Raw genomic sequence first — 19,158 nt, 5'->3', positions numbered from 1 at the left:
CCGAGGCCGTGTCAGTAGAATCGGCCGAATGAGTGCCGACGATCAGCACATCGGTCTGGCCGAGGATCTGGCCACCCGATCCGACGACGAGCTCGTCGCACTGTTCGTGGCCCGGCCGGATCTGGCGGCGCCCCCGCCGCAGGGTTCGGGGGTGCTCGGACAGCGTGCGCTGTCGGCCGCCTCGATCACCCTCGCCGGCGAGGATCTCGACGTCCTGGCGGTGGCGGTGCTCGAACAGATCATCGCGCTGGCCACTCCCACCACCGGCGCCCGCGCCGTGTCGCCGGTCGCCGCGACCGCGGTGGTCAAGGCGCTGGGCAGGCGGGCCGACCGTACAGACGTCCTGGAGCGGATCGACATGCTGCACCGCCGGGCGCTGTTGTGGGGCGGCCCGAAACGATTGATGATCGGCGCGCACACCCCCTCGGCGCTGCCGTGGAAGGCACGTCAGCTGACCGGGCCGCTCGCCGGACGTTCCGTCGACGACATCCGTGGGCTCCTCGACAGCGTCGACGAGAGCCAGTCCGAGCTGCTCGGCACCCTCTCGCGGGGCCCGGCGCTGGGCCGGACCCGCGACGCCGCCGACGACGCCGACCCGGCGCGGCCCATCCCCCGGCTCATCGCGCTCGGCCTACTGGCCCGGGTCGACGAGCAGACCGTCGAACTGCCGCCGATGGTGGGACAGTTGCTGCGCGGTGAGGCACCCATCCGCGCCGACGACCTGCGCCGCCCGACGCCCACTGCCGCCAACTCGCGCTTCTCCTCCGCCGATGTGGAGGCAGCCGCGGGTGGTGAGGCGATCGAACTGCTCCGGCACACCACCGCGGTCCTACGGGTTCTCGGTGCCACCCCGGCGGCGATCCTGCGCTCGGGCGCCCTGGGCGTGCGGGAGCTGCGGCGCGTCGCCAAGGCCGCCGAACTCGACGTGCGGCGGCTCGGGCTGATCGTCGAACTGCTCTCGCACGCCCGGCTGATCGACGCGGGCCTGCCCGATCCGCCGCCGTCAGGCGACACCGGCGAGCAGTATTTCGCGCCCACCGGTTCGGCCGACGCCTGGCTGCATCAGGGACCGGACCGGCAGTGGTCGGTGCTGGTCTCGGCGTGGCTGGACATGCCCCGGCGGCCGTGGCAGATCGGTACTCCCGACCGGGACGGCACTGCGCAGGCGGCATTGTCGGCCGAATTGTTCGACGCGTACGCACCCGCCCAGCGCCGCATCGTCCTGGAGACCCTGGCGCTGGCCGGACCGGCCCGGGCGTGGGACGTGGCGGGGTTGTGCGAGGTGCTGGTGTGGTCGTACCCGCGGCAGATGCGGCGACTGACCCATCGGGTGGTGTCCGAAACACTGCGTGAGGCGCGAGAGGTGGGCCTGGTGGCGCACGGCTGCGTGACCGCGGTCGGCCGCGCCGCGCTGGCCCCCGATCGACCGGCGGACGAGGCGACCCTCGTCGCGGCGATGCACAAGGCGCTGCCCGAGCCCGTCGACCACTTCCTCACCCAGGCCGATCTGACACTGATGGTGCCCGGGCCGATGACCCCGGAACTCGCCGAACAGGTCGAGCTCGTCGCCGAACTGGAATCCGGTGGGGCGGCGTCGGTGTACCGGATCACCGAGGCGAGTGTGCGCCGCGCCCTCGACACCGGCCGCAGCAGCAGTGAACTGATCACCATGCTCACCACCCATTCCCGTACCCCGATCCCGCAGTCGCTGACCTACCTGATCGAGGATGTGGCCCGCCGGCACGGCCGGCTGCGGGTGGGCGTGGCGTCGTCGTTCGTACGGTGCGAGGATCCGGCGACGCTGGCGGCGGTGTTGCGCAGCGATGTCGCCGGCCGGCTCGCGTTGCGTGCGCTGGCCCCGACGGTCGCGGTGGCCCATGCCGAGGTCAGGGACGTCATCGAGGCGCTGCGCGACGCCGGGTTCGCCCCGGCCGGCGAGGATTCGTCGGGCACGCTGGTCGACTTGCGGGAGGTCGGCAGCCGGGTCGGCGCGTCCCGCCGGTCGCGGCAGGCGCCGACGCGCAGGTCCGCACCCACCGAGGACCAATTGCACAAGGTGATCAGCCGGCTGCGGGCCGGCGACCGGGCAGGGCGGGCGGCATCCGGTGGTGCCGACGGCCGGCCCGTGCGCGCCACCGACGGCGGCGAGTCGGCCACCGCGCTCATCCAGCTCGCCCTGCGCGCCGATCGGAGGCTGCTCGTCGGCTATGTCGACGGGAACGGTTCGGCGAGCAACCATGTGCTGTTCCCGAAGGCGCTCAACGCGGGGCAGTTGCTCGCCGAGGAATCCGGTGGCGACGGCGCCGGTCCGGGTGAGCGGAGGCAGTTCTGGTTGCACCGGATGACCAGCGTGGAGTTGCTCGATCCGTAGTGCGCTCCGGTGGATATTCCCGGTGGATATTCCCGGTGGATATTCGCGGGCGTGATGCACATCACGACCCATATCGGCGATTGTCCCGACTCGCGAGCACTCACGGCCCGATCACTGGGCTAGGCTAGGCTAGCCTAGCAAAATTTCGTCGATTCCAGGAGCATCATCATGTTCGCCGCGCCCCACCGCTCCTACTCCTCCGGGTCGACGCGATGACCGGGCCCACTTTCGATCTCCTGCTCGACGTCGGGGCCGCCTGGTTCGTGATCATCCTGGCCGCGCAGGTCCTGGGCTGGTTGGCGCCCAAGATCGGACAGCCCGCGGTGGTCGGCGAGATGGCCGCCGGTGTGATTCTCGGGCCCAGCCTGCTCGGCTGGGTGTGGCCCGCCGCCGGTGAGCATCTGTTCACCGCCGAGGTCAAAGAGGTGCTCTTCGTCATCGCGATGGTCGGCCTGAGCCTGTACATGTTCGTGGTCGGCGTCGAGCATGAACACGAGCCCGAATCCCGCAAGGAGGCCACCTTCCCGATCGCGGTGGCGCTCGCCGGAATCATCATCCCGCTGATGGTCGGCGCGGGTGCGGCGGCGATCATCGCCGGCGAGTACAAACCCGACGATGTCGGCTTCTGGGTGTTCATCCTGTTCGTCGGCGGTTCACTGACGGTGACGGCGTTCCCGATGCTCGCCCGCATTCTGCAGCAGCAGCGGATGATGCACACCAGGTTCGGCGGTGTCGCCACCAGGGCGGCGGCGATCGACGACGCCCTGGCCTGGTGCCTGCTCGCCGTACTGAGCGGTATCGCCACCAAGGGCTCGGCATCGGGCGTGATCGAGACGGTTCTCCCGGCAATCGCCTTCGCACTTGTCTGCTACTGGGCGCTGCCGCTGATCTTCCGCAAGGTGATGGAACGTGCCGTCGCCGACAACGAGATCAGCGACGGCCTGTTCGGCGCGCTTCTGCTGACCGTGCTCGGCGCGGGCTGGTTCACCGACTACATCGGGATCTACTCGGTGTTCGGCGGTTTCGTGGTGGGCATGACCCTACCGTCGGTGCCCGGCTTCGCCGACCTGCTCAAGGACCGGCTGCTGCAAACCGTGCGCTGCCTGATGCTGCCGGTGTTCTTCGCCTACTCCGGCCTCAACACCGACCTCACCACGTTGTCGGGCAGTGTTCTGCTGGTGCTGGCGCTGATGCTGGTCGTCGCGTTCGGTTCCAAGACCATCGCCTCGATGGGCGTGGCCCGCGCCTACGGCTGGAGCTGGGGACAGTCGACGGCGTTGAGCGCGCTGATGAATGCGCGCGGACTGATGATCTTGATCTTCATCAACATCGGGCTGAGCCTCGGGGTCATCGAGCAGCGGCTGTTCTCCGTCCTGGTGGTGGTCGCCGTGCTCACCACCGCGATGGCGATGCCCATCTACCGCCGGTACTACACCCCCGAACGCGAGGAGGCCGAGCGCGTCGCCGCCACCCGGACTCGCGTCGCCGCCCCTCCGGGCTCGCCGCCGATCGCACCTGCCGACCACACCGGCGGCGACCGCCCCGAGTCACCCCACACCGACACGGCAGCGACGAATCTTCCGTCGGCACACCGATAGGCCGGCGGTGTTCGTACCCACCGCGAGGATGCGCCGCACATGCGCGGGGACGCGGCGGGTACGCGAAAAATACGGCGACGATACCCACATCGTTCACGTAGCGTGAGCACGCCGCACAACAGTGCGGCGCACACATCACGCCAGGAAGAACGATGAGTACCACCTTTCCGGTCCCCCTGTCCGGCGCCGCCGCGTCCACCCTGCTCTGGGCGGACGAGGAGTCGATCGAGCACGATGCCCGCAATCAGCTCCGCCGCGTGTCGAATCTGCCATGGGTCCACGGGGTTAGGGTGATGCCCGATGTCCACGTCGGCAAGGGCGCGACCGTCGGTTCGGTGATCGCGATGCGCGATGCCGTGTGCCCGGCGGCCGTCGGTGTCGACATCGGCTGCGGAATGTCGGCGGTGCGCACCGATCTCACCGCCGCCGATCTGCCCGACGACCTGTCGGGCATCCGGTCGGCGATCGAGGCCGTCGTGCCGGTCGGTTTCCGCTCCCACGAGCGGCCGGTGAACGTGCGAACCCTGCGCGTCGGCCGCGGCTGGGATGCCTTCTGGGGCCGCTTCACCGACCTCCATCACGGTGTGCGGCAACTCGATATGCGAGCCGGAAAGCAACTCGGCACCCTCGGCGGCGGCAATCACTTCATCGAGGTGTGCCTCGATGACGAGGACGCGGTGTGGATCATGCTGCATTCCGGGTCGCGCAACATCGGCAAGGAACTGGCCGAACGGCATATGTCGATCGCCGCGAAGCTGCCGCACAACGCCGCGCTGCCGGACCGGGATCTGGCGGTGTTCCTCACCGGGACACCGGAGATGGACGCCTATCGGCACGACCTCGACTGGGCGCAGGAGTACGCCGCCCGCAACCGGCAGGTGATGCTGACCCTGGTCTGCAACGCGGTACGCGCCGGCTTCCCCACCCGCACGGTACGTTTCGATGATCCGATCAGTTGCCACCACAACTATGTGGCGACCGAGACGATCGACGGCCTGGAACTGCTGGTGACCCGCAAGGGCGCCATCCGGGCGGGTGCGGGCGATCTGGGACTGATCCCCGGGTCGATGGGTACCGGGTCGTACGTGGTGCGGGGCCTGGGCAGCGAACAGTCGTTCTTCTCCGCATCGCACGGTGCGGGCCGGAGGATGAGCCGGTCCAAGGCACGCAAGCTGTTCACCGCCGACGACCTGATCGCCCAGACCCGGGGCGTGGAGTCCCGCAAGGACCCCGGTGTCGTCGACGAGATACCGGCGGCCTACAAGGACATCGACGAGGTCATCGCCGCCCAGACCGACCTCGTCGAGGTTGTCGCGCACCTGCGTCAGGTGGTGTGTGTGAAGGGCTGAGACACCCACCTCGCGTCCACCGGACACGGCGGACGCGAGGTGGGTCCGGCGTTGCGACGCCCAGCGTTTCATGGACACCGCACCGGCCAGGTAACCCTGACAGCGGAGCGCACGCCCCCGGTGGCCGGGTAGCCGGCCGATCTGGACAATGGATCGGGTGACCGATGGACCCCTGATCGTGCAATCCGACAAGACACTGCTGCTCGAGGTGGATCACCCCGACGCGGGTGCGGCGCGGGCGGCGATCGCCCCGTTCGCCGAACTCGAACGCGCACCCGAACATGTGCACACCTACCGGGTGACTCCGCTCGCGTTGTGGAACGCGCGGGCGGCCGGTCACGACGCCGAACAGGTCGTCGACGCGCTGGTCAAGTATTCACGGTACGCGGTGCCGCAGCCGCTGCTGATGGACGTCATCGACACCATGGGCCGGTTCGGACGGCTGCAGTTGGTCAAGAATCCCGCACACGGCCTGACGCTGGTGAGCCTGGATCGCGCGGTGTTGCTCGAGGTGATGCGCAACAAGAAGGTCTCCCCGATGCTGGGCGCGCAGATCGACGAGGACACCGTCATCGTGCACCCTTCCGAACGCGGGCGGCTCAAGCAGGTGCTGCTCAAGATCGGCTGGCCCGCCGAGGACCTCGCCGGGTATGTCGACGGTGAGGCGCACGCCATCACCCTGGACCAGAGCGACTGGCATCTGCGCGACTACCAGGAGCTGGCCGCCGATTCGTTCTGGGCGGGCGGCTCCGGCGTGGTGGTGCTGCCGTGCGGCGCCGGCAAGACGATGGTGGGTGCGGCGGCGATGGCCAAGGCAGGCGCCACGACATTGATCCTGGTCACCAACACCGTCGCCGGCCGGCAGTGGAAGCGCGAACTCGTGGCGCGCACATCTCTCACCGAGGACGAGATCGGCGAATACTCCGGCGAGCGCAAGGAGATCCGGCCGGTCACCATCGCCACCTACCAGGTGATGACCCGCAAATCGAAGGGCGAGTACAAGAATCTCGATCTGTTCGACTCCCGCGACTGGGGCCTGATCATCTACGACGAGGTGCACCTGCTGCCCGCTCCGGTGTTCCGGATGACCGCCGATCTCCAGTCGCGGCGGCGCCTCGGACTGACCGCCACCCTGGTACGTGAGGACGGCCGTGAGGGTGACGTGTTCAGCCTCATCGGCCCCAAGCGCTACGACGCGCCGTGGAAGGACATCGAGGCCCAGGGCTGGATCGCACCAGCCGACTGCGTCGAGGTGCGCGTGACCCTCACCGACGAGGAACGCCTGCAGTACGCGGTCGCCGAGAACGACACCAAGTACAAGCTCTGCTCGACCGCCCACTCCAAGGTGAACGTCGTCAAGGCGATCCTCGCCCGGCATCCGGGGTCACAGACGCTGATCATCGGCGCCTACATCGACCAGCTCGAAGAGCTCGGCCACGAACTCGGCGCCCCCGTCGTGCAGGGCTCCACCCGCAACAAGGAACGCGAGGCCCTGTTCGACAGGTTCCGCTCCGGCGAGATCTCGACGCTGGTCGTCTCGAAGGTCGCCAACTTCTCCATCGACCTGCCCGAGGCGTCGGTGGCGGTGCAGGTCTCGGGAACCTTCGGCTCCCGCCAGGAGGAGGCGCAGCGGCTCGGCCGGCTGCTGCGCCCCAAGAAGGACGGCGGGCAGGCGCACTTCTACTCGGTGGTCTCCCGCGACACCCTCGACGCCGACTACGCCGCCCACCGCCAGCGTTTCCTCGCCGAACAGGGCTACGCCTACCGCATCACCGATGCCGACGACCTGCTCGGCCCCGCCATCGGGTGAGGCCTACGCCTGCCCCTGCTTGAGCAGGCAGTAGCCGACCTTGATGGGGATCTCGTAGCTGATCGCCAGTTGGGTTCCCTCGCAGGTGGGCTCACCGTCGGTGCGGGTGGTGGCCTTGAAGATCGCCGATCCCTCCTTGGGTGCGGCCGCGCACGCGACCTTCTGGTAGTCGGCGAGGATGCCGCTGCCCATCGGGATCTGGTAGCACTCACCCGCCACGAAGTTGGGCGTGATGCAGAGTTTGGACTTGTCGTCGAAGGTGAGGGTCGAGTAGTTCTCGTTGGCGCACTTCTCGCCCTCTTTGATGACCGAGGCCGCGTAGAAGGTGAGCCTGTCGCCCGGGTCGCACGAGGCCTTGTCGACGTCGACCTTGGTCTCCTTGTCACCGCCGCCGGAGATCGTGATGCACTCACCGATCGTCGCGTCGGTGGCCTTGCCGACCCGGTCGTCGCCACCGCCGCCGCACGCCGCCACGAACCCCACCGCGGCGAGTGCCGCGCACCCCACCGAAGCCCTTATCAGCACCGTATTTTTCCGCATTCCCTGTCCTAGCTCTGCCACTCGTCGGTCACTTCGGCCAAACAGTATCCCGCGGGTGTCGGCTTTGCCAGATAGAGCGGCACCTGTCCGGATTCGCAGGTCGGTTGCGAGGGCACCTTGGTCTCCACGCGCAGGACGCGGGCACCGGTCACCGTCGGGGACGAGCCGCACGCGGCATCATCGAAATCGGCCAGTGCGGTGTCGGTCTCGATGGTCGGGAACTGGTAGCAGTTGCCCTCCCGCATGATCGGTGCCAGGCACAACACCTGTCCGGACGCGTCGTCGGCCCGTCTGGTGAACCACAGCTGCGAGTAGTCGCCACAGGCGGCCCGGTCCTGCGTCTTGCTGACCACCGTGAAATGAAAATCGGTTGTGTCACACTCTACTTCGTTGGCCTTGACGGCGGAGCCGGCCTCACTGACACGCAGGCAGTCACCGATCGCGACGTCGGTGGAGTCGCGGACCTTGCCCGTGGATCCGACCACCACCAGCCCGCCGAGGATCGCACCGCCGAGCACCACCACGACACCTAGCAGAATCCACAACCCGGTCCGCGACTTCTTGGCCGGCGGTTGCGGTCCGGGATAGGGGCCGAATCCCGGACCCTGCCCGTACGCGGGTTGCTGCGGCTGCCCGAACGGGTAGCCCTGCCCGTATCCGGGTTGCTGCCCGTACCCGGGCTGCTGACCGTATCCGGGTTGCTGCCCAGAGGCCGGTTGCTGCCCGAATCCCGGTTGCTGCCCGAACGCCCCGGAAGACCCCGAGGGGTAGGCACCCGACTGCGGGTATCCCGACGGATAGTGCGGTCCGGGGTAGCCGGGCGGTGGAGTACTCACGTGCGCTCATGTTACCGGCCGGCCACTAGCCTGGGGATCATGAGCACCGACTCGCGGGCCGGCCGCGCACATCTGGTCGACCGTCTCGTCCCGTTCCGGGCCACCGTCTTCGCCGAGATGTCGGCGCTGGCCGTCGCACACAACGCCATCAATCTGGGACAGGGTTTCCCGGACACCGACGGACCGGCGTCGATGCTGTCGGCGGCGGTCACGGCGATCAACGGCGGCCGGAACCAGTACCCGCCCGGCATCGGGGTGCCGGAGCTGCGCCGGGCCGTCGCCCGCCACCAGCGCGAGCACTACGGCCTCGACTACAACCCGGACACCGAGGTCCTGATCACCGTCGGCGCCACCGAGGCCATCGCGGGCGCCGTCGTCGGACTGGTGGAACCGGGCCGCGAGGTGGTGATGATCGAGCCGTACTACGACTCGTACGCCGCCACGGTGGCGATGGCGGGCGGGGTGCGGCGCACCGTACCGCTGATACCCGACGGCGACGGCTTTCGCCTCGATCGCGATCGTCTCGGCACGGCGTTCACCCCGGACACCGCACTGATCCTGGTGAATTCGCCGCACAATCCGACCGGCACCGTCCTCTCCGACGATGACCTCGGCGAGATCGCCCGACTGTGCGTCGAACACGACGTCGTGGCCGTCACCGACGAGGTGTACGAGCATCTGCTGTTCGACGGCCGCACGCACCGGCCGCTGGCGACCTTCCCCGGCATGCGCGAACGAACCCTTCGGATATCCGGTGCGGCCAAAACATTCAACTGCACCGGCTGGAAGGTGGGCTGGATCAGCGGTCCACCCGAGTTGGTGGCGGCGGCACGGGCGGCCAAACAGTTCATGAGCTACGTGGGTTCGGGGCCGTTCCAGCCCGCCGTCGCCCACGCCCTCGACCACGAGATGGAGTGGGTGGCCGACTCCGCCGTACGCCTGCGGCATCAACGCGACCTGCTCGCCGAGGCCCTGCGCGAGGCCGGTTTCGGGGTGCACCGGAGCGAGGCGACCTACTTCATCTGCGCCGATCCCCGACCCCTCGGATTCGACGATGCCGCACAGTTCTGCCGCGAACTCCCGGCCGCGATCGGCGTGGCGGCCGTTCCGGTCAGCGCGTTCGTCGACGATCACGACTCCTGGCGGCACCTGGTCCGGTTCGCCTTCTCCAAACAGGAACACGTCATCACCGAGGCCGCCGACCGGCTGCGCGCGGTGCGCCCTGCCCAACACATCAGTTAGTACACACGTTCGACAGCATCGGCTAGACTGCTCCCGTGACCGCCGGAATCCAGGTATCGCTGTTCGCCGACGACCCCACGGGCGAGCGGTCCGGCAGTCCGCTCCCGCCGGTGGACGGCCTCGTGCGCCGACGACTGTCCGGCGGCGGAGCCTCGCTGACGTTCACCCTCGCCTCGGGCGACCTGTTGGTGATGGGCGGCAGTTGCCAGCGCACCTGGGAGCACGCGGTCCCCAAGTCCCCCGGTGCCGGTCCCCGCATGAGCGTCCAGTTCCGCCCGCTCGGCCCGTGGTGACCGGAGGATCAGCGGTTGTAGTAGCCCGCGTCGACGGGCAGGGTGACGCCGGTGATGTAGCGCGCCTCATCGGAGGCCAGGAACACGATGGCGTTGCTGATGTCGACGGCATCGAGCATCTCGACGGGCATCGGGTTCTTGAAGGCCTCATCGCTGGCCACCTCGGGATGGCTGTTGATGAACTCGCCGTATTCGGCGTTGGCGACCATCGGCGTGTTGACCGCGGACGGGTGCACCGTGTTGACGCGGATGTAGTCCTTGGCGAGCTTGTTCGCGTACAGCCGCATGAGACCGACGACGCCGTGTTTGGCAGCGACGTAGCCGGCCTGACCGGGCAGCGTGTTGAGCGCCATGCTCGTATGGCCCGCAGCGGAGCTGGTGATGACGATGCTGCCGCCCTGACCCTGCTCCAGCAGTTTCGGCACGGCGATGTCGAGCACCTGATACACACCGGTCAGCATCACGTCGACGGCGTCGGTCCAGGCCTGAACCTCGGCACCCTGATTGATCACGGGCATGATGCCCGCGTTGGCGATGACGGTGTCGAGCCGGCCGAACTGTTCGAGCCCCGCGTCGAGGGCGCGTGTGATGTCCTCACGGCTGCGCACATCGCCCACCGTGGTGACGATCTCGCCGCCGGCCTCCTTGACGAGGCGTTCGGTCTCGGCGAGGTCCTCGCGGGTTGCCATCGGGTAGAAGACGGTGGGGATCTGCTCGCAGATGTCCATGCCGATGATCCGCGCGCCCTCTTCGGCGAACCTCACCGCATGCGAGCGGCCCTGCCCGCGAGCGACTCCGGTGATGAATACGACCTTGTCCGACAAACGTCCCACGGTGAAACCCTTCTTTCGTAGCTGTTCGAACCGCGATCAGGATGTGATCACAGTCACGGCAATAATCTAACAGTAGTAGATATATGGCTGGACTGGAACCCACGAACACCATCCTAGAGGTGATGTAGCTCACTCATTTATGGAGTGGTTCCGCAGCCGGAAGGCCCCCGGAACATCCCGAGTGCACACACATAACCGCAGGTAATATGCGGTTTACGATCGGCAAGCAGATTGCCGGGAGATGTCGATCACGCTGCGACGGTAGACATTTATTGTCTCATGTGCCAGGCTCACAGGCATGGAGCGAGAAGAGAAGATACAGCTCACCCGACGACTGATCGCCCACGTCGACAACAACTCGACCGACTACGCCGACGATCTGCTGGTGGTGCCGTTCAGCACGTTCAACGACCCCGAACTGGGCAAGGCCGAGACGGAGATGGTCCGCCGGTTCCCGCACATCGTCGCCCACCTCGACGAACTGCCCGACAGCGGTGATTTCATCACCACCGACCTGATGGGAACCCCGCTGCTGGTGGTCAGGCAGGACGACGGCGGTGTTCGCGCGTTCGCCAATGTCTGCCGCCATCGTGGTGCGCGCGTGGAGTTCGAGGAATCCGGCTGCAAACGCAGCTTCGCCTGCCCATATCACAAGTGGTCGTACGGCAAGGACGGACGACTGCGCGGATTCCCACACGCCGAAGGGTTCACCGGGATGCCCAAGAACGACTACGGACTAGTCGAGTTCCCTTGCGAGACAAGGCATAGCCTAGTGTGGGTGGTCCCGACCGCGGATGCGGACATCGATATCGCCGCGGCCCTGGGACCCAAGCACGACGCCGAGGTCACCGACACCGGGATGGGCCACTCGTACCAGGTACGACAGGAGACCTGGCACCTGGACATGAACTGGAAGATCGCCGTCGACGGTGTGCAGGATTCGTACCACCTGTGCCAACTGCACACCAAGACCGTGTGCCATTACCTGCAGGGCAACATCTCCACCTTCGATCAGGTCGATCGCTCGTGGCGCCTGGTGGTGGCGCGCAAGTCGATCACCGAGGTCCGTGACGCGGACCCGGATTCCTATGATGTGCGCGACTATTCGCTGGCCAACTACACCGTGTACCCGGGCACGATGCTGGTGACCGAACCCAATCACTTCGAGGTATGGACCATCGTTCCCGACCCCGACGACGTGAACAAGTCCTACTGCACGATCCGGCTCCTGTCCCCGCACAAACCGGCGACACCCCGCGAAGAACGGGTGCTGGAGAAGAACTGGGAACTCCTCATGGAGACATTGCACGCCGAGGATTGGTTCGTCACCAAGACCATCTCCGACAATGCCGCCCACGGCCAGGTCGACACGCTGATCTACGGCCGCAACGAGTTGCCGGGTCAGGTCTTTCACAACATGGTGGCGCGCGATGTTGCGGCGATGGCGGCGACGGGCAGACCGGCCCCGTCGGGCAGGACCGACGCCGCCTGCGCACCGCTGCTGGTCGGGCGATGAGCATCGCTCCGCTCGGGGCGGGCCGGACCATATCCGAGGTCATCTCGCCGACGTGGACTGACCTCTTCGGCCCGACCACCGAATCCGACGACGAGTTCGCCGCACTCACGGGCGCGGTGAGTGCGCTGCAGGAGGCGTTCACCCGGTGCGATCCGCCGCCCGAAGTCGCCGCGGCACTTGCCCATCGGCTCCACGAGGTGGCCGGGCAACTGCGATCGCATGAGACGGCCGAGGACGACCAGCTCTGCGGCCGCCTCTGGGACCGCCCGGGCCGGGGGCAGGTGATGGCGCCGGCGTTGCACGTCGACGAGGTCACCGGCACCACCGCACGCGGGCACTTCACCATCGAGCGGTTCCATTCGGGACGCTACGCGCTCAACGGGGGCGTCACCCCGATGATCTTCGACGAGATCATGTCCCGGCTGGGCAATTCACTCGGCCTGGGGTGGGCGCGCACCGCCAATCTCAGCGTCGACTACCGGTCGCCGGCGCCCCTCTACCGGAAGCTGACCGCCACCGCCGAATTCGTCCGCCAGGACGGCCGCAAGCGATATCTGGCGGCGACCATCACCGACGACCGGACACTGATCGCCGAGGCCACCGGCCTGTGGGTGCTCACCACCCCCGGCACCGCACCCGAACCGCAGAGAAGGAACTGACACCATGAGCGGATACTCGCTGCTGGAAGGCATTCGAGTACTCGAAGTCGCGCAGCTGGCGCCCTCGTCCCTCGGTGGGCACCTGGCCGACCTCGGTGCCGAGGTGATCAAGGTCGAAACCGGTGCCGGCGATCCGGTCCGAGTGGGCGGCGCCCGCGCGGTCGGCGGGCCCGACGGCCCCTCGTTCATGCATCTGCGCTGGAACCGGGGCAAGAAGTCCGTCGACATCGATCTGCGTTCGGACGCGGGCAAACAAACCTTCCTCGCCCTGGCCGCACAGTGCGACGCCGTCATCGAAGGTATGCGCGGCGGCTATCTCGACTGGCTGGGCATCGGCTATCCCCAACTCCGGCAGGCCAACCCATCGATCGTACTGTGTACGGTGTCGGGGATGGGCACCGACGGCCCCTACCGCACGCTCGGCACCGGTGGGCCGGTCTTCGACGCCTACGCCGGCCTGCGGGAGGTGGCCACCCCCGACACTCCCCCGGTGAGCGGTATCGCCGGATCGCGGACCCCGCCGATCGCCATGTACGCGCTCGGCGCCTACGGGGCGATGGCGGTGCTCGCCGCCCTGCACAAGGCCCGCACCACCGGCGAGGGCGGCCACGTCGAGGTCGCGGGCATCGACATCGCCGCCGCCTGGATGCCCGACCTCGCGGACGCCACGCTCAATGAGACGCGGTCGATGCCGCGGCCCACCTGGCTGCCCGACGGCCGGCTGCCGGACTGGCCACGGCTGGAGGCCTACCGGACAAAGGACGGCCAGGCCATCCTGTTCGGCTCCCATGTGGACAAGTTCTGGCACAACTTCCTGCGTGCCGTCGGCCGCGACGACCTCATCGGCATCGACCTCACCAGCACCGACGACGACGCTCCGCGCCGGGCGGACATGGTGTGGCAGGCCCTGACCGAGATCTTCGCCGAGCGGACACGGGCCGAGTGGGTCGAGATGTTCATCGAGCACGGCATCGCCGGCGGCCCCGTCAACGACATCGACGACATGCTGGCCGACCCCCATTTCGTCGCCCGGAACAATACCTACTCCGTCGCCTGCGAGGGAGTAGGCGACCTGCGATTCATCACCTCACCGGTACGTGTGGCCGGCGAGGACTTCGCCCCCGCCCTGCCACCGGCCGTCGGCGCCCACACCGCCGAGATCCTCACCCGTCTCACCTCAGCCCAGCCATCACATCAGGAGTGACTATGAATATCGCCGACCTCGTCCGGCATTGGGGCCGCACGCGCCCCGCACAGGACGCCATCGCCTTTGCCGGAACCTACCAGAGCTGGTCCGAATTCGACCGTGCCACAGACGCACTCGCGCGCGGGCTGGCGACCCGCGGAGTCACCAAGGGCGACCGGGTCGCGGTGATGATGCTCAACTGTCCCGAGTTGGCCCAGATCATGATCGCCACCGTCAAACTCGGTGCGATCTGCGTCCCCCTCAACTTCCGGCTCACCGGGCACGAGCTCGCACCGATGATCGTCGACAGTGCACCGAAAGTCGTTGTCGTCGAGGATATGTTCGCCGGACTTCTCGATATTGCCGCGGCCGCGGCCGAATTCGAGGTCGTCAATCTCGGCGGCGCCGGGCACCTTCCGTTCACCGCACTCGTCGACCCCGGCCCCGCACCGGCGGTCACCATCGAACCCGACGATCCGGCGTTCATCTGCTACACCTCCGGTACCACGGGCGTACAGAAGGGCGCATTGCTGACCCATCGCAACGCGATCACCCCGGGCATCTCGCAGACAATCACCTATGGCATATCCGCGAGCGACCGGGTGATGTGCTCGGCACCGCTGGTCTACACCGGTTCGGTGATGTCGATCTTCATCCAGTTGGTGCTGGTTCCCGGTGCCACGATGGTGCTGCTGCGCGATTTCGATCCCGAGATCGCCCTGGACACCTTCGAACGCGAACGGGTCACCGCCACCACCACGGTACCGGTGATCTGGGAGCGGATCGCCGCCCTGCCCGACTTCGGCAAGCGCACGCTGGCCGAGTTCACCTTCGCCGGCACCGGAGGCGCCCCGGTGAGCGATCATCTCATCGAGACATACCGGGCCCAGGGGATTCCGCTGATCCAGGTGTACGGCCTCACCGAGGCGTCGGGGATGGTTGCGACCCTCAGCCCGGCCGATGCCGCCGATCATCCCGGCTACGCGGGACTGGCGCTGGTGGGCACCGAGATCCGGATCGGCGACGCCGACAACCGGACCGTCCCCGCCGGGGAGGTCGGCGAGATCCTGGTCAAGGGCGAGCACGTGATGAGCGGCTACTGGAACAATCCGCGGGCCACCGCCGACACGCTCGTCGACGGTTGGCTGCGCACCGGCGACCTCGGCTTCGTCGACGAACGTGGGTTCCTCAAGATCGTCGACCGTAGCAAGGACATGCTGATCTCCGGCGGTCTCAACGTCTACCCGGCGGAGATCGAAAGCGCACTGCATGCCATCGACGGACTGCTCGACTACGCGGTGATCGGCGTCAAGGACGAACGCTGGGGCGAGGTGCCCATGGTCGTCTTCCACAGTGACCGTGATCCGTCGGCGATCGTCGCCGATATCGCCACCACCGCGCAGCAGTCACTGGCCAGGTTCAAACGACCGCGGCACGCCGTCGTACTCGATGAGCCGCTGCCCCGGACGTTCTCCGGAAAGCTGGCCAAAGCACAGTTGCGGCAGCGCTTCCCGTCCGCACCGGAGGCGGCGGTGCCGGTCGATCCGGCGGCCGACCGCATTCCGTCGTAGCAAGGCCGACGTTCGGGTACCGGCTCAGCGCGGCTCCAGCGACGGCACGAGGAACTGCCGCAGCTTGCGCCGGAATCGGTCCATCGCCTCGGGGCTGTCGTCATCCTGCCCGATGTAGGTGAGTTCCAGTTCGGCGATCCACTCGCACAAGAGCCGGATATCCACGTCCTTGCGCATCTCCCCCAACAGTTGCGCCTGGGTCAGGATCGGCGCCCACAGTTCGTAGGTCATCTCCACCGCCGCACCCGACCGCCAGAGCAGCGTCGTGGAGAGCATCATCTCCTCCGGCGACACGAGCCGCCGGACCAGCGGGTCGCGCCGGCCACGACTGATGTTGTGGCACATCCCCTCGACGATCTTCTGTTCCAGCGTCGGGCAGTTGGCGATGTAGGACCGGGCCGGCCCGATGTTGAGCCGTGCCCGCCGCAGGACACACGCCACGATGAGGCTCTCCCGGTCGCTGTACCGCCGGTACACCGTGGCCCGCGACAGGTTCGCGGCGCGCGCCACGTCCTCCATCGTCGTCTTGGTGATCCCGAACTGCGCGAAGCATTCCTCCGCCGCCAACAGAATCCGGTCCGAACCGGTTGCCGATGTTTGTTGACTCATGCCGGCAATTCACCGCGCCCGCAACGATTTGTCAAGCGAGCGTGCCCATGACATCGAAGTCGATGCCCGTGAGTCGTTCGGACTCGCGCCACAGCCCCTCGCGGATCGCCCGGTCGCGGGCGCGGGCGTTGTATCCGGACCGGCCGGGCGCCCCGCGCAGACCGAACAGCTGTGTGGGGCCGTAGAACCTCCCCGACTCGGCATCGGGTGCGGTGGCGGCCAGCAGCGTCGGCAATGCGCCGTCGGCGGCGGACTGGGCGATGGGAAGACGAGCGCCGAGTTTCGCGATCGGGTCGAGCAGGGTCTCGGTGTGTCCGACGAGCCCGGTCGAGGCGTAGCCGGGATGCGCGATCTGCGACCGGATGGCCGACCCGGCCGCGCGCAGCCGCTCGGCGAGTTCGAGGCCGAACATCAGGTTGGCCATCTTGGAGTCGCCGTAGGCCTGCCATCTGCGGTACCGGCGTCGTTCCCAGTTCAGATCGCCCAGGTCGATCCGGCCGAGCTGATGCAGACCCGACGACAGGGTGACGACCCGGTCGGTGATCGTGGGCAGCAGCAGCGCGGTGAGCGCGAAGTGGCCGAGATGGTTGGTGCCGATCTGCGATTCGAAGCCCTGCGCGGTACGCCGCAGCGGGACCGCCATGATGCCGGCGTTGTTGATCAGGACATCGGCGCCACCGACGGTGCCGGCGAAGGCGCGGACCGAGTCGAGATCGGCCAGGTCGAGTGCGCGCACCGTCGCCTTGTCACCGATCCGCGCGGCAACCTCTCCGGCCTTGGCGGTGTTGCGGCAGGCGAGTACGACGTGCGCTCCACGGGCGGCCAGCGCGGTGGCGGTCTCGGCACCGAGTCCGCTGTTGGCACCGGTGATGATCACCGTGCGGCCCGTCTGATCAGGGATGTCGGCGACGGACCACGGCGTGCTCGAGGTGTGAGTCATAGCCGTAGGGTACGTCGCGCCGGTCGCAGGATCGACGAGAGGACATCGGAGAACGACGGCGGATCGTGCGGCAGGAACTCGACCGGCATGAACAGTTCAGTGGCCTCCTCGCGTCCGCGCACCACCCGCGACCCCACCGAGCGCCAATGCCGGGCCTCGCCCTCGGCCGCGTGCACCGCGGGCGCGTTGGCCAGTACCGAACCGTTCACGGTCTTGGCCAGGTCCGAGAGCCGGGCACACTCGTTGACCGGGTCGCCGATCACCGTGTATTCGTAGCGCCGTTCCGAGCCGATGTTGCCGGCGAACGTGGTGCCGAAACACACGCCGATCCCCCACTGGATCGGCAGTTCGCCGCGCAGCTGGCGGGCCATCTCGCGCGCCGCGGCCAGGGCGGCCGCCGCCGGGTTGGGGTGGTCGACGGGCGCACCGAACACCGCCAGCGCGGCGTCCCCCTCGAACTTGTTGATCAGTCCGTTATGTCGGGTGACCACCTCGTCGACGATGGTGAAGAACGCGTTGAGCAGTTCGGCGGTCTCCCCCGGATCCTGGTGTTCGGCCATCGTCGTGGAGCCGAGGATGTCGACGAACAGCACGCCGACGTCGGCCTTGGTGCCCGAGCGTCCCAGTTCCGAGGTCATGGCGCGTTCGGCGACGGTGTCGCCGACGTGCCGGGCGAACAGGTCGCGCACCCGTTCGCGCTCCTGAAGCCCCTTGACCAGGTCGTTGAAACCGTGCTGGAGCACACCGATCTCCGACGAGTCGTACACGGCCACGCGGGTGTCGAGTTGGCCCTTGTCCACTTTGAACAGTGCTTGGCGCAGTTCCAGGAGTGGATCGGAGATCGACCGCGCGACCAGCGAGACCACCCGGCTGCCCGCGGTGACCGCGACGATCGCGAGGATCACGGTGGCCCAGTCGGTGCGGCCCTGCGGGCGGGGCAGGATGTCCAGGCCCCGGCCGACGTTGAGGATGACCAGGCCGATCAGCGGGACCGAGGAGCTGACCGCCCATGCGGCCAGCATCCGGGACCGCACGCCGTACATCGCGTGGGTGGCCGGGTAGTCGTGCAGTGCGACCACCGCCAGCGGCCGCAGCGCGCGCTCGGCGAACAGAAAGGTCAGCGCCCCGCTCGAGGCCGCCGCGAGCGTGAACGCGACGGCCACCCCGATGATGCGGTCCGCGGTCACCCGGTCGGCCACCGCGATGTACGCCCCGACCGCGCAGAACCACGCCATGACGGTGGCCGCCACCTGGCGGTACGGGACGTATTGCACGGCCTTGCGCCGATCGTGATCGGCGAGCGAGCCGGTGCGGAACCAGCGCATCTGCGGATGCAACATGCCGATCCCGAACAGCACGTTGAGCACCAGGCCGACGGCCACCGCGGCGACGGTGGCCGAGAAGTTGGGGGCACCGATGGTCGAGTCGTAGGACAGCACTCCACCGTTGAAGGCCAGCTGGACCAGCAGGTAGGTCTCGACGCTGATGGCCGCGTTGCTCAGAACGATCACCAGGATTGAGATGACCGTCGCCCGTTTCGCCAGACGGTTGCGGGTGGCGATGTCGAGCCGTCCCCAGTCGACGACCGGTTCGGAGGTACCCCAGAGCAGGACCGCGATCTCGCGGCCGAGCACGAGCCGTTGCATCGGGCGCCTGGCGGCGGCCCAGCGCGGCGCCACCATGCGCCCTCCTCAGGTGCCCGTTGTCAGTAGCCGGTGCCGGGGTAAAACGACTACCCGTAGTAGGAGCGTACCCAATCGGCACGCCCCATCGGCGTCAAAACAACCCGGGGTGCACCGGATATG

15 protein-coding genes and 1 pseudogene are annotated in these 19,158 nt (G+C 67.9%); 10 read left to right on the top strand and 6 right to left on the bottom strand.

The genetic code is table 11. From position 1 onward, the window contains the following. Positions 1-28: 28 nt before the first annotated feature. The 4 genes from GII31_RS05160 (at position 29) to GII31_RS05145 (ending at position 7,128) form a co-directional block, all read left to right on the top strand. Positions 29-2,371, top strand: coding sequence for a helicase-associated domain-containing protein (locus tag GII31_RS05160; RefSeq protein WP_213247405.1), 2,343 nt, complete (start codon positions 29-31; stop codon positions 2,369-2,371). A gap of 212 nt (positions 2,372-2,583) precedes the next feature. After that, positions 2,584-3,969: a cation:proton antiporter gene (locus GII31_RS05155; protein WP_213247403.1), complete on the top strand. Its 1,386-nt coding sequence runs from the start codon at positions 2,584-2,586 to the stop codon at positions 3,967-3,969. A gap of 152 nt (positions 3,970-4,121) precedes the next feature. Further along, positions 4,122-5,318 (top strand): RtcB family protein, encoded by a 1,197-nt coding sequence (locus GII31_RS05150; RefSeq protein WP_213247401.1) that lies wholly within the window; start codon positions 4,122-4,124, stop codon positions 5,316-5,318. Between the two features lie 157 nt (positions 5,319-5,475). Further along, positions 5,476-7,128, top strand: coding sequence for a DNA repair helicase XPB (locus GII31_RS05145; RefSeq protein WP_322973053.1), 1,653 nt, complete (start codon positions 5,476-5,478; stop codon positions 7,126-7,128). A gap of 3 nt (positions 7,129-7,131) precedes the next feature. On the opposite strand, the gene GII31_RS05140 is transcribed toward GII31_RS05145, so the two are convergent. After that, entirely contained in the window at positions 7,132-7,668 is a 537-nt protein-coding gene (locus GII31_RS05140; RefSeq protein WP_213247397.1) for a hypothetical protein, read from the bottom strand. An 8-nt stretch (positions 7,669-7,676) separates the two neighbouring features. Further along, a complete protein-coding gene (locus GII31_RS05135; protein ID WP_213247395.1) occupies positions 7,677-8,504 on the bottom strand; it encodes an LppU/SCO3897 family protein in 828 nt (275 codons plus the stop codon). 39 nt (positions 8,505-8,543) lie between these two features. Here GII31_RS05135 and GII31_RS05130 point away from each other — a divergent pair, with 39 nt between their 5' ends. Together GII31_RS05130 and GII31_RS05125 are read left to right on the top strand one after the other, a co-directional pair. Then, positions 8,544-9,746, top strand: a complete 1,203-nt coding sequence (locus GII31_RS05130; RefSeq protein WP_213247393.1) for a pyridoxal phosphate-dependent aminotransferase — start codon at positions 8,544-8,546, stop codon at positions 9,744-9,746. A gap of 131 nt (positions 9,747-9,877) precedes the next feature. Further along, positions 9,878-10,039, top strand: a pseudogene (locus tag GII31_RS05125) (alpha-ketoglutarate-dependent dioxygenase AlkB); the annotation flags it as partial. A gap of 8 nt (positions 10,040-10,047) precedes the next feature. Here GII31_RS05125 and GII31_RS05120 read toward each other — a convergent pair. Then, positions 10,048-10,872 carry a mycofactocin-coupled SDR family oxidoreductase gene (locus tag GII31_RS05120; RefSeq protein ID WP_213247391.1) on the bottom strand — a complete coding sequence of 275 codons (825 nt, stop codon included), beginning with the start codon at positions 10,870-10,872 and terminating at the stop codon, positions 10,048-10,050. 298 nt (positions 10,873-11,170) lie between these two features. On the opposite strand from GII31_RS05120, the gene GII31_RS05115 reads away from it, so the two are divergent. From GII31_RS05115 to GII31_RS05100, 4 genes are read left to right on the top strand one after another with little or no spacing between them, the layout of a single operon-like run. Continuing rightward, entirely contained in the window at positions 11,171-12,388 is a 1,218-nt protein-coding gene (locus GII31_RS05115) for an aromatic ring-hydroxylating oxygenase subunit alpha (RefSeq protein WP_213247388.1), read from the top strand. Beyond that, positions 12,385-13,047, top strand: coding sequence for a PaaI family thioesterase (locus GII31_RS05110; RefSeq protein ID WP_213247386.1), 663 nt, complete (start codon positions 12,385-12,387; stop codon positions 13,045-13,047). The genes GII31_RS05115 and GII31_RS05110 overlap by 4 nt, the downstream gene beginning before the upstream one ends. Positions 13,048-13,051: 4 nt before the next feature. Next, the gene (locus GII31_RS05105) at positions 13,052-14,251 is read left to right on the top strand and encodes a CaiB/BaiF CoA transferase family protein (protein ID WP_213247384.1); all 1,200 of its coding nucleotides are present in this window, start codon (positions 13,052-13,054) and stop codon (positions 14,249-14,251) included. 2 nt (positions 14,252-14,253) lie between these two features. Next, entirely contained in the window at positions 14,254-15,804 is a 1,551-nt protein-coding gene (locus GII31_RS05100; RefSeq protein WP_213247382.1) for a class I adenylate-forming enzyme family protein, read from the top strand. Positions 15,805-15,828: 24 nt separating this feature from the next. Here GII31_RS05100 and GII31_RS05095 read toward each other — a convergent pair whose 3' ends face one another. The 3 genes from GII31_RS05095 to GII31_RS05085 are packed head-to-tail and all read right to left on the bottom strand — an operon-like array spanning position 15,829 to position 19,035. Next, positions 15,829-16,413, bottom strand: coding sequence for a TetR/AcrR family transcriptional regulator (locus GII31_RS05095; protein ID WP_213247380.1), 585 nt, complete (start codon positions 16,411-16,413; stop codon positions 15,829-15,831). A 31-nt stretch (positions 16,414-16,444) separates the two neighbouring features. Further along, positions 16,445-17,353, bottom strand: a complete 909-nt coding sequence (locus GII31_RS05090) for an oxidoreductase (RefSeq protein WP_213247377.1) — start codon at positions 17,351-17,353, stop codon at positions 16,445-16,447. After that, the gene (locus GII31_RS05085; protein ID WP_213247375.1) at positions 17,350-19,035 is read right to left on the bottom strand and encodes an adenylate/guanylate cyclase domain-containing protein; all 1,686 of its coding nucleotides are present in this window, start codon (positions 19,033-19,035) and stop codon (positions 17,350-17,352) included. Before GII31_RS05085 ends, GII31_RS05090 begins: the two co-directional genes overlap by 4 nt. Positions 19,036-19,158 lie beyond the last annotated feature (123 nt).

The sequence above is a fragment of the Gordonia pseudamarae genome, assembly GCF_025273675.1.
Classification (GTDB): domain Bacteria; phylum Actinomycetota; class Actinomycetes; order Mycobacteriales; family Mycobacteriaceae; genus Gordonia; species Gordonia pseudamarae.
The sequence above is the reverse complement of the archived record's forward strand: the minus strand, read 5'-3'. Positions and strand labels throughout refer to the sequence as shown.